General features: G+C 72.3%; 15 protein-coding genes. 5 read left to right on the top strand and 10 right to left on the bottom strand.

The genetic code is table 11. The features are described from left to right. The first annotated feature begins 88 nt into the window (after nt 1-88). Both ACFQSB_RS37200 and ACFQSB_RS37195 read left to right on the top strand, forming a co-directional pair. Complete coding sequence (locus ACFQSB_RS37200; protein WP_380831815.1) at nt 89-562, top strand: carboxymuconolactone decarboxylase family protein; 474 nt, start codon at nt 89-91, stop codon at nt 560-562. Nucleotides 563-778: 216 nt separating this feature from the next. Continuing rightward, nucleotides 779-2,017: a hypothetical protein gene (locus ACFQSB_RS37195; RefSeq protein ID WP_380831813.1), complete on the top strand. Its 1,239-nt coding sequence runs from the start codon at nt 779-781 to the stop codon at nt 2,015-2,017. Here ACFQSB_RS37195 and ACFQSB_RS37190 read toward each other — a convergent pair. The 3 genes from ACFQSB_RS37190 to ACFQSB_RS37180 form a co-directional block, all read right to left on the bottom strand. After that, nucleotides 1,959-4,760 (bottom strand): helix-turn-helix transcriptional regulator, encoded by a 2,802-nt coding sequence (locus tag ACFQSB_RS37190; protein WP_380831811.1) that lies wholly within the window; start codon nt 4,758-4,760, stop codon nt 1,959-1,961. The genes ACFQSB_RS37195 and ACFQSB_RS37190 overlap by 59 nt on opposite strands. Nucleotides 4,761-4,885: 125 nt before the next feature. Further along, the gene (locus tag ACFQSB_RS37185) at nt 4,886-6,736 is read right to left on the bottom strand and encodes a 2-isopropylmalate synthase (protein WP_380831809.1); all 1,851 of its coding nucleotides are present in this window, start codon (nt 6,734-6,736) and stop codon (nt 4,886-4,888) included. A 94-nt stretch (nt 6,737-6,830) separates the two neighbouring features. Next, nucleotides 6,831-7,181, bottom strand: a complete 351-nt coding sequence (locus ACFQSB_RS37180; protein ID WP_354920953.1) for a hydroxyisourate hydrolase — start codon at nt 7,179-7,181, stop codon at nt 6,831-6,833. Nucleotides 7,182-8,252: 1,071 nt separating this feature from the next. Here ACFQSB_RS37180 and ACFQSB_RS37175 point away from each other — a divergent pair. Beyond that, nucleotides 8,253-11,333, top strand: a complete 3,081-nt coding sequence (locus tag ACFQSB_RS37175) for an AfsR/SARP family transcriptional regulator (RefSeq protein WP_380831807.1) — start codon at nt 8,253-8,255, stop codon at nt 11,331-11,333. A gap of 18 nt (nt 11,334-11,351) precedes the next feature. On the opposite strand, the gene ACFQSB_RS37170 is transcribed toward ACFQSB_RS37175, so the two are convergent. The 7 genes from ACFQSB_RS37170 to ACFQSB_RS37140 all read right to left on the bottom strand — a co-directional run bounded on the left by ACFQSB_RS37170 (nt 11,352) and on the right by ACFQSB_RS37140 (nt 18,947). After that, complete coding sequence (locus ACFQSB_RS37170) at nt 11,352-13,259, bottom strand: helix-turn-helix domain-containing protein (protein ID WP_380831805.1); 1,908 nt, start codon at nt 13,257-13,259, stop codon at nt 11,352-11,354. An 88-nt stretch (nt 13,260-13,347) separates the two neighbouring features. Beyond that, entirely contained in the window at nt 13,348-14,133 is a 786-nt protein-coding gene (locus ACFQSB_RS37165; RefSeq protein WP_380831803.1) for a 3-hydroxybutyrate dehydrogenase, read from the bottom strand. Between the two features lie 60 nt (nt 14,134-14,193). After that, entirely contained in the window at nt 14,194-15,210 is a 1,017-nt protein-coding gene (locus ACFQSB_RS37160; protein WP_380831801.1) for a branched-chain amino acid ABC transporter permease, read from the bottom strand. Continuing rightward, nucleotides 15,207-16,070, bottom strand: a complete 864-nt coding sequence (locus ACFQSB_RS37155) for a branched-chain amino acid ABC transporter permease (protein ID WP_380831799.1) — start codon at nt 16,068-16,070, stop codon at nt 15,207-15,209. Before ACFQSB_RS37155 ends, ACFQSB_RS37160 begins: the two co-directional genes overlap by 4 nt. A 66-nt stretch (nt 16,071-16,136) precedes the next feature. Continuing rightward, nucleotides 16,137-17,381: an ABC transporter substrate-binding protein gene (locus tag ACFQSB_RS37150; protein WP_354846939.1), complete on the bottom strand. Its 1,245-nt coding sequence runs from the start codon at nt 17,379-17,381 to the stop codon at nt 16,137-16,139. Between the two features lie 71 nt (nt 17,382-17,452). Continuing rightward, nucleotides 17,453-18,169 (bottom strand): ABC transporter ATP-binding protein, encoded by a 717-nt coding sequence (locus tag ACFQSB_RS37145; RefSeq protein WP_354920968.1) that lies wholly within the window; start codon nt 18,167-18,169, stop codon nt 17,453-17,455. Then, nucleotides 18,156-18,947, bottom strand: coding sequence for an ABC transporter ATP-binding protein (locus ACFQSB_RS37140; protein WP_354846945.1), 792 nt, complete (start codon nt 18,945-18,947; stop codon nt 18,156-18,158). Before ACFQSB_RS37140 ends, ACFQSB_RS37145 begins: the two co-directional genes overlap by 14 nt. 461 nt (nt 18,948-19,408) lie before the next feature. Between ACFQSB_RS37140 and ACFQSB_RS37135 the strand changes: the two genes are divergently transcribed. Then, nucleotides 19,409-20,797, top strand: coding sequence for a tannase/feruloyl esterase family alpha/beta hydrolase (locus tag ACFQSB_RS37135; RefSeq protein ID WP_380831796.1), 1,389 nt, complete (start codon nt 19,409-19,411; stop codon nt 20,795-20,797). Nucleotides 20,798-20,987: 190 nt separating this feature from the next. Continuing rightward, nucleotides 20,988-22,859: a flavin monoamine oxidase family protein gene (locus tag ACFQSB_RS37130; RefSeq protein WP_380831794.1), complete on the top strand. Its 1,872-nt coding sequence runs from the start codon at nt 20,988-20,990 to the stop codon at nt 22,857-22,859. Nucleotides 22,860-23,423 lie beyond the last annotated feature (564 nt).

Below are 23,423 nucleotides of genomic sequence, written 5' to 3'. Positions count from 1 at the left end.
GCAGGTCACATTCGCAGGCTGTCACACCTGGCCCGGCCGTTCCGTCAATGGAGGTGCAAGCCACGAACGGACACGCAAGGAGATCACCATGGAAGCCCGTCTCAACCTCTTCGCCAACCCTGCCGCGGCGAAGTTCGCCAAGCACCTCAACGCGGCGGGCAGGGCGGTGTCGGAGTCGACGCTGCCGGCCGCGACCCAGGAGCTGGTGAAGATCCGCGCCAGCCAGATCAACGGCTGCGGCTTCTGCCTCGACATGCACACCAAGGAGGCCGCGCACGCCGGGGAGACCTCGGTGCGCCTGCACCTCGTCGCCTCATGGCGCGAGGCCACGGTCTTCACCGAGGCCGAGCGGGCCGCCCTGGAACTGGCCGAGCAGGGCACCCGCATCGCCGACGCCGCCGGCGGGGTCACCGACGAGGCGTGGGCGAACGCCGCCAAGCACTACGACGAGGACCAGCTCGCCTCCCTGGTGTCCATCATCGCCGTCATCAACGCCTACAACCGCATGAACGTCATGGTCCAGCAGCCCGCGGGCGGCTACCAGGTCGGCCAGTTCGCCTGACCGGCGACCCCGGCCGTCTCTGAGCGGCCTCGTCCACGTCCGGGCACGGCCTCCCCGCCGTGCCCGGACGGGGTCCCCGGACTGACCGCCGGGCAGAGGGGCCGGGACGGGGCCGTCGTCATCCTCAGGTTGGGGGATGAGGGCGGGACGCGGACGGCGAAGGATGGGAGGCGGGCATGGTCCGTGCCCACTCGCACCCATGTCGGGAGGAGCGCGATGATCGGCATCGACATCCCTCTGTGGGCCGCGCGGCTGCGGGCGTGGCGGCGGGGCCGGCTGTGGAGCCGCGAGGACCTGGCCGGGCGGATGGCCGGCGCCGCGGACGACGACACCCGTGACCGCCTTCCCGCCGGGGAGGGCCTCACCGCCATGATCCGCGCCTGGGAGACCGGCGAGGCGCGGCCGGCGCCCCGGTACGCAGAGCTGCTGTGCGGGGTGTTCGGCGCGCGGGAGCGGGAGCTGTTCGGCCAGGAGAGCGGGGAGCCCGCCGGTACCACGCTGTGGCACCACCTCACCGGCGTCCCGCTGCTGCCCGGGCGCTTCACCGCCGAGGAGGAGGAACGCACCGGGCGGGCGATCGAGGACCCGCGCCGGGCCGACGAGCCGACGGTGGCCTACCTGTCGGCCGTGGTCGAGGCCTGCGACCGGCCAGATGTGCGGCCCGGCGAGCAGGCGGGCGCGCTGTCGGCGGTGTTCGGCGTGCTCCGGGGGTTCCGCGGCGAGGCGGGGAGCGGCGTGCGCAGGTCGCTGATCACGCTGTCGTCCCGGGACGCCGACGCCGTGGGCCGCATGTGGTACGAGGCCGGCGACCTGCGGCGGGCGCTGTGGTGGTCCGACGTCGCCCGGCGCTCGGCCGCCCAGGCGCAGGACGAGCGGCTGGTGGCCTACACACTGGCGGGTCGCGCCGGGCTCACCGGCCCGGAGACCGACCCTGGTGAGGTGGTGGAGATCGCGGTGGCGGCGCGGGAGCGCCCGGCCCGCGAGCACGCCGTCCCCTCGCCGGGCCTCGCGGCGATGGCGCGCCTGCGCGAGGCGCTCGGTCATGCGATGGCCGGGGAGGAGGATCTGTGCCGGCGGCGCCTGGAGGAGTCCGCCGAGCCGCCCGGGGAGGAACCGGAGGAGCGCCCGAGGTTCGGGTGGGACTACTCCCCGACCCTGCACGACCTGCTGGCCGCCGACTGCCTGCTGGACCTCGGCCATACCGGCGACGCGATCGAGATCCTGGAGCGGGAGCTCGCCACGGCCGGGCGCAGCCGCGAGACGGCCTACGACCTGGCCCGCCTGGCCCACGCCTACGCCGACGCCCACGAGGGCGAGCGGTGCGCGCAGGCGGCGCGCCGCGCTCTCGATCTGGCCAGGCAGACCGGCGCGGCGCGCGCCCTGCGGGAGCTGGACCTCACGCTGGCAGCGAGGTCCCGAGCTCCAGTGTCGACGGCAGCTCCGCGCGGCTGGTGATGTCCAGCTTGCGGTAGGTGCGCGTCAGGTGCTGCTCGACGGTGCTCACGGTGACGTAGAGCTTGTCGGCGATCTCGCGGTTGGTGTACCCGGCCGCGGCCAGCACCGCGACCCGCCGCTCGGCGTCGCTGAGAATGGCCGTCACGTCGGCCGTCTCGGCGACCGCGCCCGGCGCCGGGGCGGCGCTCGCGTCGCCCTCGCGGGCCAGCGAGCGGGTCAGCGGGTCGGCGTGGCACTCCTGGGCGACGGCGCGCGCCCGCCCGCCGATCATGCCCGCCCGGCGGTACTCGCCGAGCGCGTGGAAGGCCTCGGTGAGGTCCACCAGCACGCGGGCCAGCTCGTACCGGTCGCCGCCGGACTGGAGCAGGTCACCGGCCTGGCGCAGCAACATGGGCCGGTGCCGGGGCTCGCTGGTGGCGGCGAGCAGGCGCATGGCGATGCCGTGCACGCGGGGCGCGCTGGTCCCGCACCGCCTGATCTGCTCCTCCACCAGCCGGCGGGCCTGGTCGGGCCGGCCCAGGCGCAGGCACGCCTCGGCGGCCTCGGCCCGCCACGGGATGAGCCAGGGGACGTCCAGGTCCCAGCGGCCCATCAGCTCTCCGCAGCGCTGGAAGTCGCGCAGCGCGAGCTGGGGGTGGTCGGTGGCCATGCTGTACCGGCCGCGGGCGTGCAGGTAGTGCAGGCCCCAGCGGGTCTGGAACATGGCCTCGGGCACCGGCTGGTCGAGCAGGTCGTTGACCACGTCGTACTTGCCCATGGCCGTCGAGGCGATGATCAGGCTGGACAGCGGGCCGCCGACGGCGACGCCCCAGCCGCTCAGCGGGATGATGTCCAGGGCCAGCCGCCCGTGGAACTCGGCGCCAAGCATGTCGCCCTGGCGCAGGGCGATCTCGGCGCGGATCGCCGACAGCCTGGCCTGCCTGCTCGGGGCGTGCCGGGAGGAGGCCTCGTCGATGAACAGGTCGCACCAGGGGGCGGCCTTGTCCGGACGGCCGCCGTAGGTGAGCGCGAGCAGGGCGCTCTCGACGGTGTCCATGGACATTTCGTCCAGGCGGGAGCCGCGCAGGATGCGTTCGACCACGTTGACGATCTCGTCGCGCGGCCCGCGGGTGAGCACGGCGGCCAGCGTGATCGACGACTCCAGCCTGCGGTAGGCGGCCACGGACAGGATGGCCGCCCGAGACTGCTCGCCGCTCACCTGGGGCAGGTGGGACAGGAACGGGGTGTAGGAGCAGCGCAGCCACGGGCGGGTGACCACCAGTTCGGTGACGGTGTCGGCGTCGAGCTTCTCCCCCGCCTCACCGGCCTCGCCCAGGTGCTTGAGCACCTCCTCGGCGTCGGCGAACCTGCCGTGCCACAGCAGGGCCTTGGCCAGCACGACGGCGTCGCTGCCGCGCAGCTGGCCGCGGTGCAGGGCGTCGGTCAGCTCGGAGAAGTGCCCGGTGGGCGTGCTGGGGTTGATCCGCCACTCGGCGCGCATCAGGGCGGTGGTGATCCTGACCCGCTGCTGGTCGTCGGTGCAGATGCGGCACGCGAGCCGCAGGTAGGCGACGGCGGGCTCGACGCGGCCCTCGCGCAGGGCGTGGCGCGCGGCGTCCTCCAGGACGTCGACGGCCCACGGTTCCTCCACGCGCCCGGCGTTGAGGATGTGGTCGGCGATGGCGGAGGTGGCGCCGCCGTCGTCGTAGGCCAGCACCGCGGCGCGGTGGTGCAGCTCGGCCCGCTGCTCCGGCTCCAGCTCTGCCAGGACGGCGGTCCGCGCCGACTCGTGCCGGAAGCGGCCCATGGACAGCAGGCCGGCGACCGACAGGGAGTGCAGCTCGCGGTTGACGTACTCCTGCCCGGTGCCGAGGAGCCGGTCCAGCGAGTCGGACTGGTTCAGAACGGCCAGGCCCGAGGCCACCTGGAGCATCTTGACGTCGGCACGGTGCAGGCAGGAGACGACCGCCTGCCCGTACCCCTCTCCGGGCACCAGCTCCGCGGGCGGCAGCCCGCTGCTTCTGGCCGCGGTCTGGTAGTCCTCGACCAGGCCGGAGACCAGCAGGGCGTTGCCGCCGCTGAGCCCGTACCACTCCACGGCGAACCGCTCGGCGGCGTCCTTTCCGACCTGTTCGGCGACGACGCTCATGGTCCCGGCCTGAGTGAGCGGAGCGAGCTGGATGCGCCGGCAGTGCGGCTGGCGAAGAAGCTCGGTGGGGAAGGAGGTCTCGGCGTACCGGCCGTGGGTGGAGTGGCTGAAGACCGCGACGATGGAGGCGAAGCGCACCCGGCGCGAGAGGTAGGCCAGGCACAGCAGCGAGGCCCGGTCGGCGTGGTGCACGTCGTCCACGACGATCATGAGGGGGTAGCGCTCGGACAGTTCGAGCAGCACGGTGCACAGGGCGTGGACGATCTGGGCGTCCACCTGGTTGAGCGGTTCGCCGCCGGGGGCCGACAGCATGACGGTGCGCGCCCCCTCCGCGAGAAGGGCCATGGCGCGGTCGCGCTCCTCCATGACCAGCGGGGCATCGTGAATGAGCTGCCCGAGCACGCCGAGGGGCAGATCCCTCTCCGCCAGCGAGCCGGTCGCGGTGATCGGCAGGGCGCCCAGCTCGGCGGCCTGCTCGGCGAAGGAGTGCAGCAGGTCACTCTTACCGGTCGCGACGGTGCCGCTGACCAGCGCCACCCGTCCCTTACCCATGATGGCGCTGGCGAGCAGGCCCTCCAGAGAGGTCAACGCTTCCTGGCGTTCGATCAGGCTCATGACGAGCCTCCCTTTTTGACGTCTTCACATGTCGCCGCGTGGCGCCTTCCATTTGTCCGTGCTTGTCCGTATTTGGTGTTACTTGCCACGCTAGGTCGGCGCGCCTTTCAGCTGTTATCGAGCGGCTATCCGGGGTGATGCCGGCGCCGGACGGGACGGACGGGGACGGGGACGGCGGCGGGGACGACGGGAGCGGCGGCGGCCGCGAGCGCCCGCACGCGCGCCGCCGGAGCCTCGCGCACGACGGGAACCCCGGGGACGGCGGTGATGGCGTCCAGGCGCGCCCGGGTCATCGCCGAGCGGACGGCCGACAGGGCGGCCGCGCCGGCGTCGGGGGCCACGCCGGCGCCCCACGTCGACCTGCCCCCGGCCCTGCACTGGGCGTAGACCACCACCTCGGCGCTCGCCTCGCGACCTCCCCGCGCCCCCTCACGGGCGGTGTGGTGGACGGCCCGCACCTCGACGCCCCAGCGGGCCAGGGCCTCCTTCAGGCCGTTCAGGCGGGCCGTCCGCGCGTCGCCGGGATCGAAGCCGCCGGCGTCGATGTGCAGCTCGGCGCTCACCGGGTCACCGGCGAAGACCAGCGGGACGGGCAGCGCCGGGTACTCCAGGTACTCGCGGTCGAACAGGTCCTTGACCCGCTCGGGGGTGACCTCGCCGCCCTCGGCGTCGGCGTGCGCCTGCACGACGCGGGCGAAGTCGACCTGGAGCGGGCGCGGCAGGTCCATCCCGTGCCAGGCGCCCATGATGTAGGCCACGCCTCCCTTGCCCGACTGACTGTTGATCCGGACCACCGCCTCGTAGGTGCGGCCGACGTCCCGCGGGTCGATCGGCAGGTAGGGCATCTCCCACGGCAACTCCCGCGGGTCGGCGCCGGTCTCGGCGGCGGCGCGCTCCAGGGCGTCGAAACCCTTGTTGATGGCGTCCTGGTGGGAGCCGGAGAAGGAGGTGTAGACCAGGTCGCCGCCGTAGGGGTGACGAGGGTGGACGAGCAGTCCGTTGCACTCCTCCACCGTGTGGCGCACGCCGTCCAGGTCCGCGAAGTCGATGCCCGGGTCCACGCCCTGCGCGAGCATGTTCAGCCCCAGCGTGACCAGGCAGACGTTGCCGGCCCGCTCGCCGTTGCCGAACAGGCAGCCCTCGATGCGCTGCGCCCCGGCCAGCAGGGCCATCTCGGCCGAGGCGACGCCGGTGCCGCGGTCGTTGTGCGGGTGGACCGACAGGCAGACGTGCGCGCGGCGCGACAGGTGCCGGTCGAGCCACTCGATCTGGTCGGCGAAGACGTTCGGCATGGAACGCTCGACGGTCGTGGGGAAGTTCAGGATGATCCCCCGCCCTTCGCAGGGGTCCCACTCGTCCATCACCGCCTCGCACACCTCCAGCGAGAACTCCGGCTCGGTGTCGTTGAACAGCTCCGGCGAGTACTGGAAGCCCAGGTCGCAGCCGCCGAGCAGCCGGTCGGCGTACTTCGTCACCAGCCGGGTGCCCTGCACCGCGAGGTCCTTGCACTCGTCGCGGTCCATTCCGAACACCACCCGCCGGAACAGCGGCGAGGTGGCGTTGTAGAGGTGGATCGTGGCGGCGCGGGCGCCCTCCAGGCTCTCCACCGTGCGCCTGATCAGCTCGTCGCGCGCCTGCACCAGCACCGAGATGCGCACGTCGTCGGGGATGAGGTCGCCGTCGATGAGGGCGCGCACGAAGGTGAAGTCGTCCTGGCTCGCCACCGGGAAGCCGATTTCGATCTCCCGGTAACCCATGCGCACCAGGAGGTCGAACATCGCCATCTTGCGCTCGGGCCCCATCGGGCGGGCCAGCGACTGGTTGCCGTCCCGAAGGTCGGTGGACAGCCAGCGCGGCGCGCGGGTGATGGCGTTGCCGGGCCAGCGGCGGCCGGGCAGGTCCACCTGCGCGGACGGGCGGTAACGAGCGGCCGCGCGGGCGCCGGGGCCGGCGGGCGCGGGATCGGCTGTGGTCACTGTCGGGTTCCCTTCTCCCCTTACTCCGCTGTGCGCCACCGCGCGCCGCCCGGAAGCGAGAAGGCCGGAACGGGCACGGCGGTGATACCGTCGCTCACGCGATCCGGAAATGCGTGGAATACGAATACGGGGACAACATCACCTGGATCTGGTAGGCGTCCGTCTCGTCCTGCATTCGAAATGTCACGATTATTTCCGGGTACGCCGCGCTGACACCCAGGCCGACGAAGTAGTAGTCGCTGTCGAAGACGATGCGATAAAGGCCGCGCTCGAGCTTCTTGTCGCGCCACTCGCTGATGCGGCCCTCGCTGTCGGTCTCGGCGTCGGCGAGGTCGTGCCACCCGCCGAGGCCGTCGCGCTCCAGGCGTGCGCGCACGCCCGCGGCCGACCGGCCGTAGACGCCGTCCAACGCCTGCGCGGTAACACTCATGTCCAGCACACCCATCTGCCGTGCCCGCCGCAACGGACAGCCTCCAGCACCATCGCGGTCGCGGGACGCGGAGCGGCGCTCCTCACCGCGAGCACGCACGTGAGCCTGGGGCGTCTTTCGTCAGGACCACCGTCCCTGGCCCGACGCGCGTACGACGGGACGGACGGACGCCCCTGGGCGCCGGCCGATCCCGGCCTGGGGGCAAGAATGCCCAACGGCACTATCGATCCGCTTTCCATTTTCTATCCGTCGCCGCCTCCGGCGCGCTCCGCGAGAACGTCCGGGCAGCTCAGACCGCTTTTCACCCGGCCCGGCGGGCACTCTTACGGGCGATTTGTCCGGCGGTAACAGGAAAACGCACAAATAGGGGGCATGCACACCCCTGAGCTGCCCCGATGGCCGCCGAGAAGCGATCCGATAAGGACCGAATGGTGACGCTTTCTACGTTGACGGTGTTCCCAGCGAACGGCTGACGGACGACCCGCACCACCGACACGGGAAGAGGCCAGGAAATGAGCGCTCAGAGCAGTGGCCGAGTGGCACGGTTCCTCCTCTCGTCCGTCGCCAACGAGGGATGGGACACCGCCGCGGGGACGCGAGGCCGCTCACACGGAGCGACCGCCCACCGCGCGGCCGCCGGCGGCAACACCCCGTGGGGATGACCGTCCCGCCCCCTCTTGCACGCCAGCGGCATGAATCAGACGTCCACATCCGGACACGCCTCCCAGCGGACCTCTGGCACAGCCTTGACACAAATCCCCCACAACGGGACAAACCACCAAACAGATCGCCGCCTGCCCCCCGCGATCCCGTTGCACACGCGAATGAACACCGTCAGTGCGAGAAGTATCCGTCGACTCTCTATAGATCCGAACCTCGTATAGTTGTACGATCCAGACATAAGTGACATTGCCATAAGTAACCAGCTCGCACCCGACAGTAGATGCCGGGCAATGGTCATAAACTAAGAGGCGATGTTCACGACGAGAGCGGATCTCCTGGCGCCACGCGTTTGTCGTATCTCTCGCATCGGAGGGTGATCGAACACTTCCGGATGGGCCGCGAGTCTTATTGCGAGGAGATGCAGTGCAATTCGGGATTCTTGGGGCGCTTGAGGCGGTCGCCGCGGATCGCCGTCTCGACCTTGGCGGCATCCGGCAGCAGATCGTGCTCGCCGTGTTACTCCTCGACGCCAACCGGGTGGTCACCATCGGCCGCCTCATGGAGGCGATCTACGGCGACGAGCCGCCCAACACCTCCCGCGCCCAGGTCCAGATCTGCGTCTCCGCCCTGCGCCGGCTGTTCGCCGCCAACGGAAGTCCCGACATCATCACCACCCAGTCCCTGGGCTACTCCATCCGCGTCGCCGCCGACCAGGTCGACGCCCAGTGCTACGAGAGCCTGGTCCAGCGCGCCCGCCGCGCCCGCGAGGCCCGCAACCTCAACGAGGCCATCCGGCACTACCGCGAGGCCCTGTCGCTGTGGCGCGGGCCGGCTCTGGACGGCATCGAGAGCAGGCTCGTGCAGTCGGCGGCCAGCAGGCTGACCGAAAGCCGCATCACCGCCAACGAGGACTGCATCCAGCTCGAACTCGACCTCGGCCGCCACCACGAACTGGTGGGCGAGCTGAGCGAGCTCACCGAGGAGTACCCCCTGCGCGAGCGGCTGCGCGGCCTGCTGATGACCGCGCTGTACCGCTCGGGCCGCCAAGCCGAGGCGTTGCAGGTCTACCGCAACGCCCGCCGCACGATGATCGAAGAGCTGGGCATCGAGCCCAACGAGCGCCTCCAGCAGCTCGAGCACGCGATCCTCACCTCCGACGAGAGCCTGGCCGCCCCGGCCCCGCCCCCCGCGGAGAGAGTCGAGGTGCAGGCGCCGACCGGGACGACGATGCCCAACGTCCCGGGGATGCTGCCGACCGACATCGCCGACTTCACCGGCCGCACCAAGCAGATCGAGGACATCCGCCAGCGCCTGATGCTGGCCTCGGAGGACCGCACGCGCTTCGCGGTCCCGATCATCGTGATCGTCGGCAAGCCCGGCGTCGGCAAGACCACCATCGCCGTGCACGCCTCCCACGCCATCGGAGAGCGCTTCCCGCACGGCACGCTGTTCGCCGACCTGCACGGCGGCGGCTCGCGTCCCACCAGCCCCATGCAGGTGCTCGAGCGCTTCCTGCGCGTGCTCGGCGTCGCCGGCACCGGCATCCCCGACGGCCTGGAGGAGCGGGCCGAGATGTACCGCGCGCTGCTGGCCGACCGCAAGATGCTCATCGTGCTCGACAACGCCGGCAGCGAGAGCCAGGTGCTGCCACTGCTGCCGGGCACCCCTTCCTCCGCGGTGCTCATGACGAGCCGCAGCCGCCTGGCCGGCCTGGCGGGTGCGAGCCACATCGACGTGGAGATCTTCGACTCCGACCAGTCGGTCAACCTGCTCTCCCGCATCGCGGGCATCGAGCGGGTGCAGTCGGAGATCGAGGCCGCCGAGGCGCTGGCCGAGCTGTGCGGCCATCTGCCGCTGGCGCTGCGCATCGCCGGCGCCCGGCTGTCGGCCCGCCCGCACTGGAGCATCGAGCAGCTGGTCAGCCGCCTGGAGGACGAGACCCGCCGGCTGGACGAGCTCAAGCACGGCGAGATGGGCATCCGGGCGAGCATCTCGCTGACCTACGACAGCGTCGGGGAGGACGCGCGCCGGCTGTTCCGGCGGCTGACGATCCTGGACTCCCAGATCTTCTCGGCCTGGGTGAGCGCCGCCCTGCTCGACCGGCCGCTGCCCATCGCGCAGGACCTGCTGGACGATCTGGCCGACGCCCAGCTCATCGAGACCACCGGCGTCGGGTACGGCGTGCACAGCCAGTACCGCCTGCACGACCTGATCCGGGTGTTCGCGCGCGAGCGCCTGGCGGCCGAGGAGACCACGGCCGACCGCAACGCGGCGCTCGAACGCGTCCTCGGCGGCCTGCTCTTCCTGGCGGAGGCGGCCCACCGCCGCGAGTACGGCGGCGACTACGTGCAGATCCACAGCCACGCCCCGCGCTGGCCGCTGCCCGACAAACTGGTCGGGCAGCTCGTCGCCTCCCCCCTGCAGTGGTACGAGCGCGAGCGCTCCATGCTGGTGTCGGGCATCCGCCAGGCGGCCCAGGCGGGGCTGGTGGACCTGTGCTGGGACCTGGCGATCAGCTCGGTGACGTTGTTCGAGTCCCGCGTGTACCTCGACGACTGGCGCGAGACCCACCAGATGGCGCTGGCGGCCACCCGGCAGGCCGACGACAGGTGCGGGCAGGCGGCCATGCTGTACTCACGCGGGTCCCTCTACATCACCGAGCAGCGCTTCGGCGACGCCCGCTGCGACTTCGAGGCGGCGGTCCAGCTGTTCGAGGAGGTCGGCGACGGCCAGGGGACGGCCCTGGTCATCAGGAACATCGGCTTCCTGGACCGGCTGAGCGGCCGCTTCGCCGAGGCCGAGGCGCACTACCGGCGGGCCCTTGAGATCTTCCGCGGCAACGGCGACCAGGTGGCCTCGGCGTACGTGCTGCACAACCTGGCCCAGCTCCGGCTGGAGTTCGACGACCTGCCCGGCGCGCAGCGCCTGCTGACCGAGGCGCTGGAGCTGAGCCGCAGCAGCGGCAGCAGGCGGGTGGAGGCGCAGGTGCTGCACCGCATCGGCCACACCTACCTGCAGGCCGACCAAGCGGCGCTCGCGGTGGACGTGTTCGAGGAGGCCCTGACGGCGGTGCGCAACATCGGCGACCCCACCGGCGAGGCCTACGCCCTGCACGGGCTCGGCATCGCGCGCATGCGGCGCGGGGAGCTGGTGGAGTGCGAGAACGCCCTGACCCGTGCGCTGATGCTGGCCAGCGCCTCCAGCGAGCACCTGGTCGAGGCGCGGGTGCAGCTCGGGCTGGGCGAGCTGGCCATGGCCCGCGACGACGCCACCCAGGCGGTCATCTACCTGGAGCAGGCGCTGTCGCTGTTCCGCCAGATGCACATGCCCCTGCAGGAGGCGCGCACGCTGATCAGGCTGAGCGACGCCCAGCAGGCCGCCGGCGACCTGGAGGCCGCGCAGGACTCGCTGAACCAGGCCCTCACGCTGACCGACAAGATGGACGCCCCCGTGGCCGAGCAGATGCGGGGCCAGCTCGGCCAGCGCCTCGGCGAGGGCCGCTGAGACCGCCGCCCGGGCGGCTCAGCCGGTGGGGTCGCCGGGGCGGGCGGCCAGAGGGCGCAGGCGGTTGAGGCGCAGGGCGAGCTGGATCTCCAGGGCGCGTTCGGGAGACTGCCAGCCGTCGCCGAGCAGCCGGCCCACCCGGTCCAGGCGCTGGGTGACGGTGTTGACGTGGATGTGCAGCCGCTCGGCGGTGCGCGACAGGCTCGACCCGGTGCCGAAGTAGGTCTCCAGGGTCCGCACCAGCGCGGTGCCGCGTCGCAGGTCGTAGGCCAGCACCGGCCCGATGGCGCCGTGGAGGAACCCGCCGACGTCGCGGTCGCGGCCGATCAGCAGGCCGACGAAGCCCAGCTCGTCGCTGCCGGCGCCCTCGCCTTCGCGTCCGAGGGCGAGCAGGGCCTCGGCGCAGCGCCGGGCCTCGCGGTAGGCCTCGGCGACGGCGGCCGGGCCGTGGACCGGGCCCGCCGCGCCGGCGGTGACGGGGGTGCCGAGCGAGGCGCCGAGTTCTCTGGCCACCCGGCGGGCCGCCGCGGCCGGTTCGGTGCCGGGCAGCAGCAGGATGGTCTCCTGTCCCCTGGCGGCCACGAGCCCATGGCGCGAGGAGGCGTCGGAGGCGGCCCAGAAGGCCGTGCGCTGAGCGGAGATCGGCTCCTCGGCGCGGTGGCGGGCGACGAGGAGGATGTGCGGGGCGTCCAGGTCGACGCCCAGCAGCCGCGCCCGGCCGTGCAGGGCGTCGGAGTGGACGGCCCGCCCGGTGAGCAGGTCGTCCAGCAGCTCGCCGCGCACCCGGCCCTCCGCCGCCGCCGCGGTGCGGCGGAACAGCAGGAGCAGGGCGGTGACCAGTGCGGCGCGTTCGAGAATCCGCTGGTCGGCGCCGGAGACCTCGTCGGGGGTGCGCAGGGCGAGCGTGCCGAGGTTCTCGGCCCCGGAGGCGACCGAGGCCACCCACAGCTCGCCGCGCTGGACGGTGCGGCCGAGCCGGCGGGAGGCGGCGGCCGCCGCCGCCACCTCGGCCTCGTCCAGGTCGCCGGCCGACCCCACTTCGGCCAGCCGCCGCCCGTCGGCGTCCACCACCACGATGGCGCCGCCGAGGATGTCGGTGACCACCGCGGCGACGTCCTCCACCCCACCGCCGCGCACGACCAGGCCGGTCATGCGGTCGTGGGCCTGCGCGGCGCGCTCGACCGAGGCGCTGTGCGCCCGCAGGAGCCGGTTGGCGGCGCTCAGCTCGCCGAGCGCCGTGCGGGTCTCCTCCAGCAGGCGGGCGTTGTCCAGGGCGACGGCGGCGTGGGCGGCCAGCGAGGCCAGCAGCGCCACCTCCTCCTGGGCGAAGGGGCGGGCGCTGCGGTTGGCGGCGAACAGCACGCCGATGATCTGCGCGCCGAGCCGCATGGGGACGCCGAGGATGGCGACCAGCGCCTCCTCCTTGACGGCGGCGTCGATGTGGGTGCGGTGGCGGAAGCGCTCGTCGGAGAAGTAGTCGGCGCTGGCGTAGGGGGTGCCGGTCTGGGCGACCAGGCCGCCGAGCCCGGCGCCCATGGGCAGGCGCAGCGCCCGGAAGGCCGCCGAGACCGATCCGTCGGTGACCCGCATGTAGGTGTCGCCGTGGTCGGGGTCGTGCAGGGTCATGTAGGAGATGTCGGCGTGCAGCAGCCGGCGGGCGCGGCGGACGATGGCCTCCAGGACGGCGCCGACGTCGCGCAGCCCCGCCAGGTCGCCCGCCGTCTCGAACAGCGCCGACAGCTCGGCCTCGCGGCGGGCGCGGTGCTCCAGCAGCGCGCGCACGCGCAGCGCGGCCAGTTTGGCCCGGTCCAGCTCGGCCAGCACCTCGGGGGCGGCGCCTGCGGCCCGCGCCTCGACCAGCGGGGCCTCGAACTCCACCGGCGGGGCCTCGCGGGCGAGCAGGTCGAGAAAGACGGTGCAGCTCATGGGGTTCATTGTCCCCTTGATCACGATATTTCCCCCGATGCGTCGGCTCGGGCCGCGGCCACGCCGGCGCAGCCCCGGATGACCCCCCTCAGTGCGCCGTCCACCCGCCGTCGATGGTCAGGGAGGCGCCGGTGATCATGGACGCCTGGGGTGAGCACAGGTAGGCGACGGCCTCGGCGACCTCGTCGGGCTCGATCAGCCGCCTGACGGCCGCCGGGGCCAGCATGATCTGCTCGACGACCTCCTCGGGCGGCAGGCCGTGGACGCGCGCCTGGTCGGCGATCTGCTCCTCCACCAGCGGGGTGCGCACGTAGGCCGGGTTCACGCAGTTGGAGGTCACCCCGTGCTCGGCGCCCTCCAGCGCGATCACCTTGGACATCCCCTCCAGGGCGTGCTTGGCGGTGACGTAGGCGACCTTGTACGGCGAGGCGCGCAGCCCGTGCACCGAGGAGATGTTCACCACCCGCCCCCAGCCCCGCTCGTACATGCCGGGCAGGACCCGCCTGACCAGCCGGAACGGCGCCTCCACCATGATCTTGAGAATGGCGGCGAAGACCTCCGGCGGGAACTCGGGGATCGGCGCGACGTGCTGGAAGCCCGCGTTGTTGACCAGGATGTCCACCGCGCCGCAGTCGAGCGCGTCCACCGCCGCCATGTCGGTCAGGTCGGCGGCCAGCGCCATCCCGCCGATCTCGCCGGCGGCCTCGCGCGCCTCCCGCTCGCGGACGTCCAGGATGAGGACCTCCGCGCCCGCCTCCGCCAGCCGCCGGGCGCAGGACAGCCCGATGCCGCCGGCCCCGCCGGTCACCAGGGCCCGCCGGCCCGTCAGGTCCACCTCGGCTACCTGCCCGGCGGTCACGCTCGTTGAAACCACAGCGAATGCTCCTAGAAGTACGGGGGATGCGGTGAGCGGCCTGCGACCGGGCCGGCGCCGTCAGACCGGCGAGCCGACGCCCTCCGGCCGGGCGGGCGAGCCGTCGGGCGCCTCGCCGGACGGCGGGTCGGCGCGCCCGCCGCCCGCGCGGGAGCGAAGCAGGTCGCGGGCCGTGCCCCAGATTCCGCGCCGGAAGACCAGCACGATGATCACGAAGATGGTGCCGGTGACGATGCCGATGCCCTCGAACCCGGAGGTGACCAGGTAGTCGTTCAGCTCGACCACCAGGGCGGCGCCGAGCACCCCGCCCCACAGCGTGCCGATGCCGCCGAGGACGACCATCATCACGACCTGACCGGAGGTGGTCCAGTACACGCTCTCCAGGGAGGCGAAGCCGTGGCCGATCGCGAACAGCCCGCCGGCCAGCCCGGACAGCGCGGCCGACAGCACGAACGCCAGCAGCCGGTAGCGGTCCACCGGGTAGCCGAGCGCCTGCGCCCGCGCGGGGTTGTCCCTGATCGAGGCGAGCACCCGCCCGAAGGGCGAGCGCACGATGCGCCACACCACGACGTACCCGGCCAGCACCAGCGGCAGGCCCGCGTAGTAGAAGACGAACGAGTCCGACAGGTCCAGGCCGAACAGCTCGCGCGGCACGCCCTGCAGGCCGTTCTCGCCGCCGGTCAGGTCGCGCCACTGGTTGACCACGAAGTACACCATCTGCGCGAACGCCAGGGTGACCATCGCGAAGTAGATGCCGCGCAGGCGCACCGACAGGTAGCCGATGGGCAGGGCCAGCACGGCGGCGAACGCCGCGCCGCCGAGCACGGCCACCGGGAAGGGCAGCCCGGTGCGCAGGGCGATGATGCCGGCGACGTAGGCGGCGCCGCCCCAGAAGGCGGCGTGCCCGAACGACAGCAGCCCGGTGAAGCCGAGCAGCAGGTCCAGCGCCGCCGCGAACAGCGCCCAGCAGGCGATGTCGAGCGCGACCGGCGGATAGACCATCCAGGGCAGCGCCAGGGCCAGCAGCAGCCCGGCGGCGAGCAGGAGGGGCCGGGCGGCGAGCCGGGAAAGGATCACGACGGCGACTCCTCGCGTCCGAACAGGCCGGCCGGGCGCCACAGCAGCACGGCCGCCATCAGGATGAACACCAGCGTCTGCGACAGCGCGGGCACATAGAGGTTGCCCAGCGCCGAGACCAGCCCGATGGCGAACCCCGCCGCCACCGAGCCGAAGATCGAGCCGAGGCCGCCGATGACCACGACCGCGAAGACCGTGATGATCAGGTCGGCGCCCATCAGCGGGTTGACCGCGCGCATCGGCGCGGCGAGCACCCCGGCGAAGCCGGCCAGCCCGATGCCGAACCCGAACACCGGCGTCACCCAGCGGCCCACGTCGATGCCGAGCGCCCGGGTGAGCTCGGGCCGTTCGGTCGACGCCCGCACGATCATGCCGACGCGGGTGCGGGTCAGCACCACCCAGACCGCCGCGCAGACGACCAGGGAGACGGCCAGCACGAACACCTGGTAGGCCGGGTAGGTGAACAGCCCGAGGTCCACGGTGCCCGACAGCTGCGCGGGGCGCGGGTAGGGCTGCGACTGCACGCCGTACTCCCGCTTGACCAGGTCCTGCAGGACGAGCGCCAGACCGAAGGTGAACAGGAAGTTGTACAGCGGGTCCAGCGGGGCGAGCCTGCGGATGAACAGCCGCTCCAGCAGCGTGCCGGCGAGCCCGAGCACGACCGGGACCGCCACCAGCGCGACCCAGAAGTTCACGCCGAAGGAGTCCAGCAGCACGTACGACCCGAACGCGCCGAGCATGTAGAAGGCACCGTGGGCGAAGTTGACGACGCCCAGCATGCCGAAGATGACGGCCAGGCCCAGGGCGAGCAGGGCGTAGAAGGCGCCACCCACCAGGCCGTTGAACGCCTGTTGGAGCACGGTGACCTCCAGGGGGACGGGAAGGACGGGCGCGCGGGCCGGGGGTGCCGGCGCGCCCGCCGCGGATCAGAGCTTGCAGGCGGGGCTGACCGGCTGGAACGCCTGGTCGGCCGGGATGGTGCTGAGCACCTTCTCGTAGTCCCAGGGCTCCTTGACCTCGCCGGCCGGCTTGACCTGCGCCAGCGAGACGTCGTGCAGCAGCAGGTGGTCCTGGGCGCGGATCGTGGCGTTCTTGGCGAAGGCGTCCTCGAACTTGTAGCCCTCGAGCTGCTTGACCACCGCGTCGGGGCCGTCGGTGCCGGCCCGCTGCACGGCCTCCAGGTACTGGGTGGCGGCCGAGTAGTTGGCGGCGTTGGGGAAACTCGGCCGCTTGTTCGCCTTGGCCTGGAACTTGTCGGCCCAGGCGCGGTTGTCCGGAGTGGCGTTCCAGTACCAGGCGTCGGTGAACTTGGTGCCGGCCAGCGCGTCCGGGCCGAGGGAGTGGATGTCGGTGATGAACATCAGCCCGACGGCGAGCCCGACGCCCTTGTCGCGCAGCTTGTACTCGTTGTACTGCTTGACCAGGTTGACCAGGTCACCGCCCGCCTGCATGGCGCCGAGCACCTGCGGCTTGGGGTCCAGCCCCGGGGCCTTGAGCAGGAAGGTGGAGAAGTTGTCGTTGGGGAACGGCGCGGGGTCGCTCTGGATGACCTTGCCTCCGGCCCCGGTGACGGCGGCGGTGAAGTTCTTCTGCATGTCCTGCCCGAAGGCGTAGTCGGGGTAGACGATGTACCAGTTCTTCGAGCCGTCCTTGGTCACGGTGTCGCCGGTGCCGTGGGCCAGCATGTAGGTGTTGTAGCCATAGTGGAAGGTGTACTTGTTGCACTGGGCGCCCTCCAGCTCGGTGGTGGCGGCGCCGATGTTCATGTAGATCTTCTTCTTGCTCTTGGCGACGCCCGCGACGGCGAGCGCCGCCGCCGAGGAGGGCACGTCCAGGATGACGTCGGCCTTCTGGCGGTCGTAGAGCTCCTGCGCCTTGGAGTTGGCCACCTCCGGCTTGTTCTGGTGGTCGGCGGACACCACCTCGACGTCCTTCACGACGGCCTTGTCGCCGTACTTGGCCTTGTAGTCCTCGACGGCCATCTGCACGGCCGTGACGCTGCTCTTGCCCGACAGGTCGGCGTAGACCGCCGACTGGTCGTTCAGCACGGCGAGCACGACCTTGCCGTCGCTGATCTTGTCCCCGCTCCCCCCGCCGCCCGGTCCGCCTGCGCAGCCGGCGAGCGTGGCTCCCGCCGCCACCAGGGCGGCGGCTCGGCCCAGAGCTTTCATATGTCTCTCCTTGCGATCTTTTCCGGGGCGTGGAACTCCGGGGGGTGCGGATGCCGGGCGGCGGGCCCGGGTCAGATGCCGAGGTGGTCGAGCAGCTCGTGCTCGCGGGCGCGCATCTCGTCGTTGTCCAGCGACTCGACGACCCGCCCCTCGGCGAGCAGGTAGTGGCGGTCGGCGACCGTCAGGGCGAAGTGGACGTTCTGCTCGATCAGCAGCACGGTCGTGCCCTGCCGCTTGACCTCGCGCAGGATGTCGCCGATCTGCTGGACGATCAGCGGCGACAGTCCCTCGGTGGGCTCGTCGCACAGCAGCAGCCGCGCCCCCATCCGCAGCACCCGCGCCAGGGCGAGCATCTGCTGCTCGCCGCCCGACAGCTTGGTGCCGGGGAACGCGCGCCGCTCGGCGAGGCGGGGGAAGGTCTCGTAGACCCGCGACAGCGGCCAGGGGTCGGGGCCGACGCGGGGCGGCAGCGTGAGGTTCTCCTCCACGGTGAGCGTCGAGTACACCCCCCGGTCGTCGGGGACGTAGCCCAGGCCCTGCCGGGCCCGGCGGTGCGCGGGCAGCCGGGTGATCTCCTGGCCGAGGAACGAGACGCTGCCCGAGTAGCGGCCCTGCAGGCCCATCAGGCAGCGCAGCAGCGTGGTCTTGCCCGCGCCGTTGCGGCCGACGAGCGTGACGATCTCGCCCTGCCCTACCTGCAGGGACACCTCCCGCAGCACCTGGGCCTCGCCGTACCAGGCCGACAGGCCGCCGACGGCCAGCAGGGGGGCGGTGTCAGTCCTCGGCATGGGGGTCTCCCAGGTAGGCGCTGATGACCCGTGGGTCGTGGCGGATCTCGGCGTAGGGCCCCTCGACGAGCACGCGGCCGCTCTGCAGGACGGTCACCCGGTCGGCCAGGCTGGACACGACGCTCATGTTGTGCTCGACCATGACGACGGTGCGCCCGGCCCGCACCTTCCTGACCAGTTCCACGGTGCGGTCGATGTCCTCGACGCCCATGCCGGCGGTCGGCTCGTCCAGCAGCAGCACGCGGGGGTCCAGCGCGAGGGCGAGGGCGAGCTCCAGCGCCCGCTTGTGGCCGTAGGCGAGGGTGCCGGCCGGGGTGCCGGCGTGCGCGCTCAGGCCGACCTCGGAGAGCAGCTCGGCGGCCCGATCGGCGTACCGGTCCAGCAGCCGCTCGGTGCGCCAGAAGCGCCAGGTGAGCCCGGTGGCGCCGGCCAGGGCCAGCTCCAGGTGCTCGCGCGGGGTCATCTGCGGGAACAGGCTGGTGATCTGGAAGGACCGGGCGACGCCGAGGCGGGCCACCTGCTCGGGCCGCCGGCCGGTCAGGTCGCGGTCGCCGAGCATGATGCGCCCGGCGGTGGGCTTGAGGAAGCCGGTCAGCAGGTTGAACAGCGTGGTCTTGCCCGCCCCGTTCGGCCCGACCAGCGCGTGGACGCTGCCCTCGGCGACGTCCAGGTCCACCCCGTCGACGGCGCGGAAGCCCCGGAACTCCTTGGCCAGGCCCTGCGCCCGCAGGACGGGACCGTCCATCTGGCCTTCCTCCTCGTCGTCTCGATCCGGCATCGCCGCCCCCGTCCCGGCCGGTGCGCGGTGTTACCCGCGGATAACCTGGCGGTTAACGGACGAAGTCGTTGTGACGCGGAACACTAAGTGAGCCGGCGGGGCCGTTCCATGTGGCGCCGGCACACAATCTCCGCCGCGAAGACGGGTTCGCCTCACATGTCCCGCAGGTCAGGGGGCACGCCACCCCGTCCGGTGCGCGCGTGTGTGGGGCCGCCACGTACGCCGGGCTCCCCTGGACGGAGGGCGCGGCACGCCGGATGGCGGTCCGGCACGGCGCGGGGCGGGAGGTCCCATGGGGACGCCCGACATGATCGGCCGGGCGATTGTGGGGACGGGGGACGTGGCCCGGCCCACAGCCGATGAGCACCATGGCGGACACGCTCGGGCCCGATGTCACCCGCGATGCCACCCCGATGTCACCCGAGTGTCGCCGGTATCGCCGCCTATGTGAGGAGCCCCCCATGCGATCCTTCCGACGACGCCCGGGCCGGCCGCCGGGCCTGGCCGCGGCCCTCCTGGCCGGCGCGGCGCTGCTCGGGCCGGTGCCCGCGGCCGCGGCGGCCGCCGCCCCCTGCCCGGGACTGAACCGGATCGCGGTGCCCGGGGCCGAGAAGCAGATCTCCGCCTGCCTCACCGACCTGACCACGGCCGCCACCGTCGCCTCCGGCCACTCGGTCGCCGCCGACTTCGCCGGGCTCACCTCGGCCGGCGCCAAGAACCCCACCGGCGTGCCCGGCGCGCAGATCGACGGCTACTTCCCCGACTCCTCCACCTTCAACACCGCCCACGGGTGGAACCACGACAGCCAGTTCGTGATCCGGCTGCCCGAGCACTGGAACGGCGGGCTGGTCGTCGCCGGCACCCCCGGCGTGCGCCGCCAGTACGCCAACGACTACGCCATCTCCGACTGGGTGCTGGCGCGCGGCTACGCGTACGCGGCGACCGACAAGGGCAACAGCGGCGCGGCCTTCTACCAGGACGGCGTCAGGCCCGGCGACGCGCTGGTGGAGTGGAACACGCGGGTCACCCAGCTCACCCGCGCCGCCAAGGCCGTGGTCGCCCAGCGGTACGGCCGCGCGCCGCGGCGCACCTACGCCGCCGGCATCAGCAACGGCGGCTACCTGGTGCGCTGGCAGCTGGAGAACCACCCCGAGCTCTACACCGGGGGCGTGGACTGGGAGGGCACCCTGTGGCGCGAGCAGGGCCCGAACCTGCTGGACTTCCTGCCGCCGGCGCTGCGCGAGTACCCGAAGTACGCCGCCACCGGCGACGCCGCCGCGCACGACGCGATCATCGCGGCGGGCTTCGCGCCCGGCTCGGAGCCGCTGTGGGACTACCACGCCAAGGTGTACTGGGACCTCACCCAGCGCATCTACCGCGAGGAACTCGACCCGTCCTACGACGGGGCGACCGAGGCCGGCACGCCGTTCTGCGCGCCGGGGACGCCGGCCTGCGACGCCGACTACGACTACGCCTCCCGGCCCAGCGCCGTGCACCGGGCGGTCGGGCGCATCGCGCTGACCGGCCGCATCGGCCGGCCGCTCATCACCCTGCACGGCACGCTGGACACCCTGCTGCCGATCACCGAGGACTCCGACGTCTACGACGAACTGATCAGGGCGCGGGGCCGCGACCGGCTGCACCGCTACTACCGCATCGAGGGAGGCAACCACGTCGACGGTCTGTACGACGCCCAGCCGGGGCTGCTGCGGCCGATCCTGCCCTGCTTCCGTGACGCCTTCGAGGCTCTGGAGGGCTGGACGACCCGCGGCGAGGCGCCGCCCGCCGACGCGACCATCCCGCGCCCGGCCACCGGAGACCTCGCCAACTCCTGTTCCCTCACGGGCTGACGCCCGCGTCGGCGGCGGCGCCGCACTTCACCGCGAACGCGGCTGAAACGGGCGCCGTCCGCCGATCGGTTGGGATGCCAGATCGGCCGGCGTGGCGCGCCGCGCCGGCCGGCGCGCTCCCCCACCGGAAACTCTCCGTGGCCATTTCATCACCCCCCGGTTTCCGGTCTCAGTCAGGGAGCACAATCGGATGACAACCATCGACCGCCGCGGGTTCGGGCGGCTGGCCGGACTCGGCGCCGCCGGGTCCCTCGTGGGCGCCGCCCCCGCCGCGCCCGCCGCCGCCTCCGCCACCCCCGTCCTTCCCGCGGCCCCGGCCCGCGGCCCCGCCGCGCCGAGCTGGAGCACCTGCCTCGACGTGGCGCGCGACCTGCTGCTCGTGGGCGAGGACGGCTCGGACCTCAAGCTCTCCTACCTTCGGGTCCTCATCGACACCGGCCTGCCCAGGGCCCGCAGGCCGAAGAAGGTCCTGATCATCGGGGCGGGCATCTCCGGCCTGGTGGCCGCCACGCTGCTGAAGCGGGCCGGCCACCAGGTCACGGTCATCGAGGCCAACGGCAACCGCGTCGGCGGCCGCATCAAGACCTTCCAGACCGGCTTCGCCGACCCCGCCCAGTACGCCGAGGCGGGCGCCATGCGCGTCCCGGACTTCCACCCGCTCACGCTCGCGCTGATCGACAAGCTGGGCATCCAGCGCCGGCCCTTCTACAACGTGGACGTACGCCCGGGCTCGGCCCCGAGCGGCCCGGTCCCGCCCGTCGTCTACACCTCGCGCCGCGGCCGGGTGTGGCGCTCGGGCCCCGGCAGGGGCGAGTTCGTCACGCCCCGGCGGCTCAACCACACCTGGATCCACGTCAACGGCATCCTCCAGCGCCGCGACGAGTACGCCGCCGACCCGCGCAGGATCAACGCCTCGTTCGGCCTGAAGGACCGCAGGACCACCGCCGACATCCTCGACCAGGCGCTGGACCCGGTGCGCGACCACTTCTCGGTGGTCCGTGGCGGCAAGCGGGCCGACAAGCCGCTCCCTGAGCTGATCAAGGGCTGGGCGCGGGTGCTGCACGAGTTCGACGGCTACTCGATGCGCCGCTTCCTCACCGAGCGGGCCCACCTGAGCGAGGCGGCGATCGACGCCATCGGCACCGTGGAGAACCTCACCTCGCGGCTGCCGCTGGCGTTCATGCACACCTTCCTGACCAGGAGCCTGGTCAACCCGTCGGCCACCTACTGGGAGATGGCGGGCGGCAGCCGCCTGCTGCCCTACCGGCTGCAGGCCGATCTGCGGCAGGAGATCCGCATGGACCGCCGGGCCGTGCGCATCTCCACCTCCGCCGGCGGCGTGCGCGTCGAGACGGTCACCGAGAAGGGCAGCGACGAGTCCTCCTCGGCGCCGCAGGCCAGGGCCGAGACGTTCCAGGCGGACGTGGCGATCATCACGATCCCCTTCCCTGCGCTGCGGCACGTCGAGATCGCCCCGGCGCTGTCCTACCCCAAGCGCCGCGCGATCATCGAGCTGCACTACGACTCGGCGACCAAGGTGCTGCTGGAGTTCCGCAAGCGGTGGTGGGAGTTCGAGGAGGAGGACTGGAAGCGCGAGCTCGGCGCGCGCTACCGCCCGGGTCCGGTGACCCACGTGACCGGCGGCGGCTCGGTGGCCGACAACGCCAACCGGTTCACCTACTACCCCTCCCACCGGGTGCCGGGCAGCGAGGGCGGCGTGGTGCTGGCCAGCTACGTGTGGGCCGACGACGCCTCCCGGTGGGACTCCATGGACGACCGCGAGCGGTACGGGTACGCGCTGCGCGGCCTGCAGGAGGTGCATGGCGACCGCGTCGCCGAGTTCTACACCGGCCACGGCCAGACCCAGAGCTGGCTGCGCAACCGGTACGCCTTCGGCGAGGCGGCCGTCTTCCTGCCTGGCCAGATGACCGAGATCCACCCCGCGATCGCGGTGCCCGAGGGGCCGCTGCACTTCGCCGGAGAGCACACCTCGCTCAAGCACGCCTGGATCGAGGGCTCGCTGGAGTCCGCCGTGCGCGCCGCGCTGGAGGTCAACGGCTGACGCCCGTCACCGGCGGCCCACCCGTGTGCCCGTTCCAGGCTCCGCGGGTGGGCCGCCGGCGGCGTTGACCGTCACATTGCCTGCCGCGGGAATGGCAAAAGAAATGCCACGCGAAGGTAATGCAAAGTCCGCTATATCGTCATGCGCATCCTTACAACACGGCGACATTGGCCAAAACGGACTAACCGGCCTTGCAAATCGCCCATAACGTGATAACTTGAGTCTTTCCAGATAACAAACGATTATGTCGCCCGTAATGAACCATGACGGGTGCGGCACGGACAGGCCCGGCTCGACTGGAGGAGGGCGAGATCCCGATGGAATTCTCTGAGCAGCACCTCCGTCTCTCCCGTCCGGTCCGGCCGCCCCACGCGACCGGCCGCCCGCGAACCTCGGTAACCCGAGCGCCGACTACTATGGAAAGCGCTTTCCGTCTCTTGCATGCCCGGGGCAGACCCGCCGCAGCTGAACCCGTGGAGAGCAGGATGAAAGAGTCACCCGGTGATCCGGATCGGCGAACCGCATGGCGCATTCGCACGCGCGCGCTGGTCCGCCCGCGCTCCA

This window comes from Sphaerisporangium rhizosphaerae, from assembly GCF_042665155.1.
GTDB lineage: Bacteria > Actinomycetota > Actinomycetes > Streptosporangiales > Streptosporangiaceae > Sphaerisporangium > Sphaerisporangium rhizosphaerae.
The sequence above is the reverse complement of the archived record's forward strand: the minus strand, read 5'-3'. Positions and strand labels throughout refer to the sequence as shown.

What these genes read in the sequence shown, in the direction of transcription:
- ACFQSB_RS37170 (WP_380831805.1), bottom strand. Translation starts at nt 13,259, where the DNA reads ATGAGCTGCACCGTCTTTCTCGACCTGCTCGCCCGCGAGGCCCCGCCG.
- ACFQSB_RS37150 (WP_354846939.1), bottom strand. Translation starts at nt 17,381, where the DNA reads ATGAAAGCTCTGGGCCGAGCCGCCGCCCTGGTGGCGGCGGGAGCCACG.
- ACFQSB_RS37200 (WP_380831815.1), top strand. Translation starts at nt 89, where the DNA reads ATGGAAGCCCGTCTCAACCTCTTCGCCAACCCTGCCGCGGCGAAGTTC.
- ACFQSB_RS37145 (WP_354920968.1), bottom strand. Translation starts at nt 18,169, where the DNA reads ATGCCGAGGACTGACACCGCCCCCCTGCTGGCCGTCGGCGGCCTGTCG.
- ACFQSB_RS37180 (WP_354920953.1), bottom strand. Translation starts at nt 7,181, where the DNA reads ATGGGTGTGCTGGACATGAGTGTTACCGCGCAGGCGTTGGACGGCGTC.
- ACFQSB_RS37140 (WP_354846945.1), bottom strand. Translation starts at nt 18,947, where the DNA reads ATGCCGGATCGAGACGACGAGGAGGAAGGCCAGATGGACGGTCCCGTC.
- ACFQSB_RS37195 (WP_380831813.1), top strand. Translation starts at nt 779, where the DNA reads ATGATCGGCATCGACATCCCTCTGTGGGCCGCGCGGCTGCGGGCGTGG.
- ACFQSB_RS37190 (WP_380831811.1), bottom strand. Translation starts at nt 4,760, where the DNA reads ATGAGCCTGATCGAACGCCAGGAAGCGTTGACCTCTCTGGAGGGCCTG.
- ACFQSB_RS37135 (WP_380831796.1), top strand. Translation starts at nt 19,409, where the DNA reads ATGCGATCCTTCCGACGACGCCCGGGCCGGCCGCCGGGCCTGGCCGCG.
- ACFQSB_RS37130 (WP_380831794.1), top strand. Translation starts at nt 20,988, where the DNA reads ATGACAACCATCGACCGCCGCGGGTTCGGGCGGCTGGCCGGACTCGGC.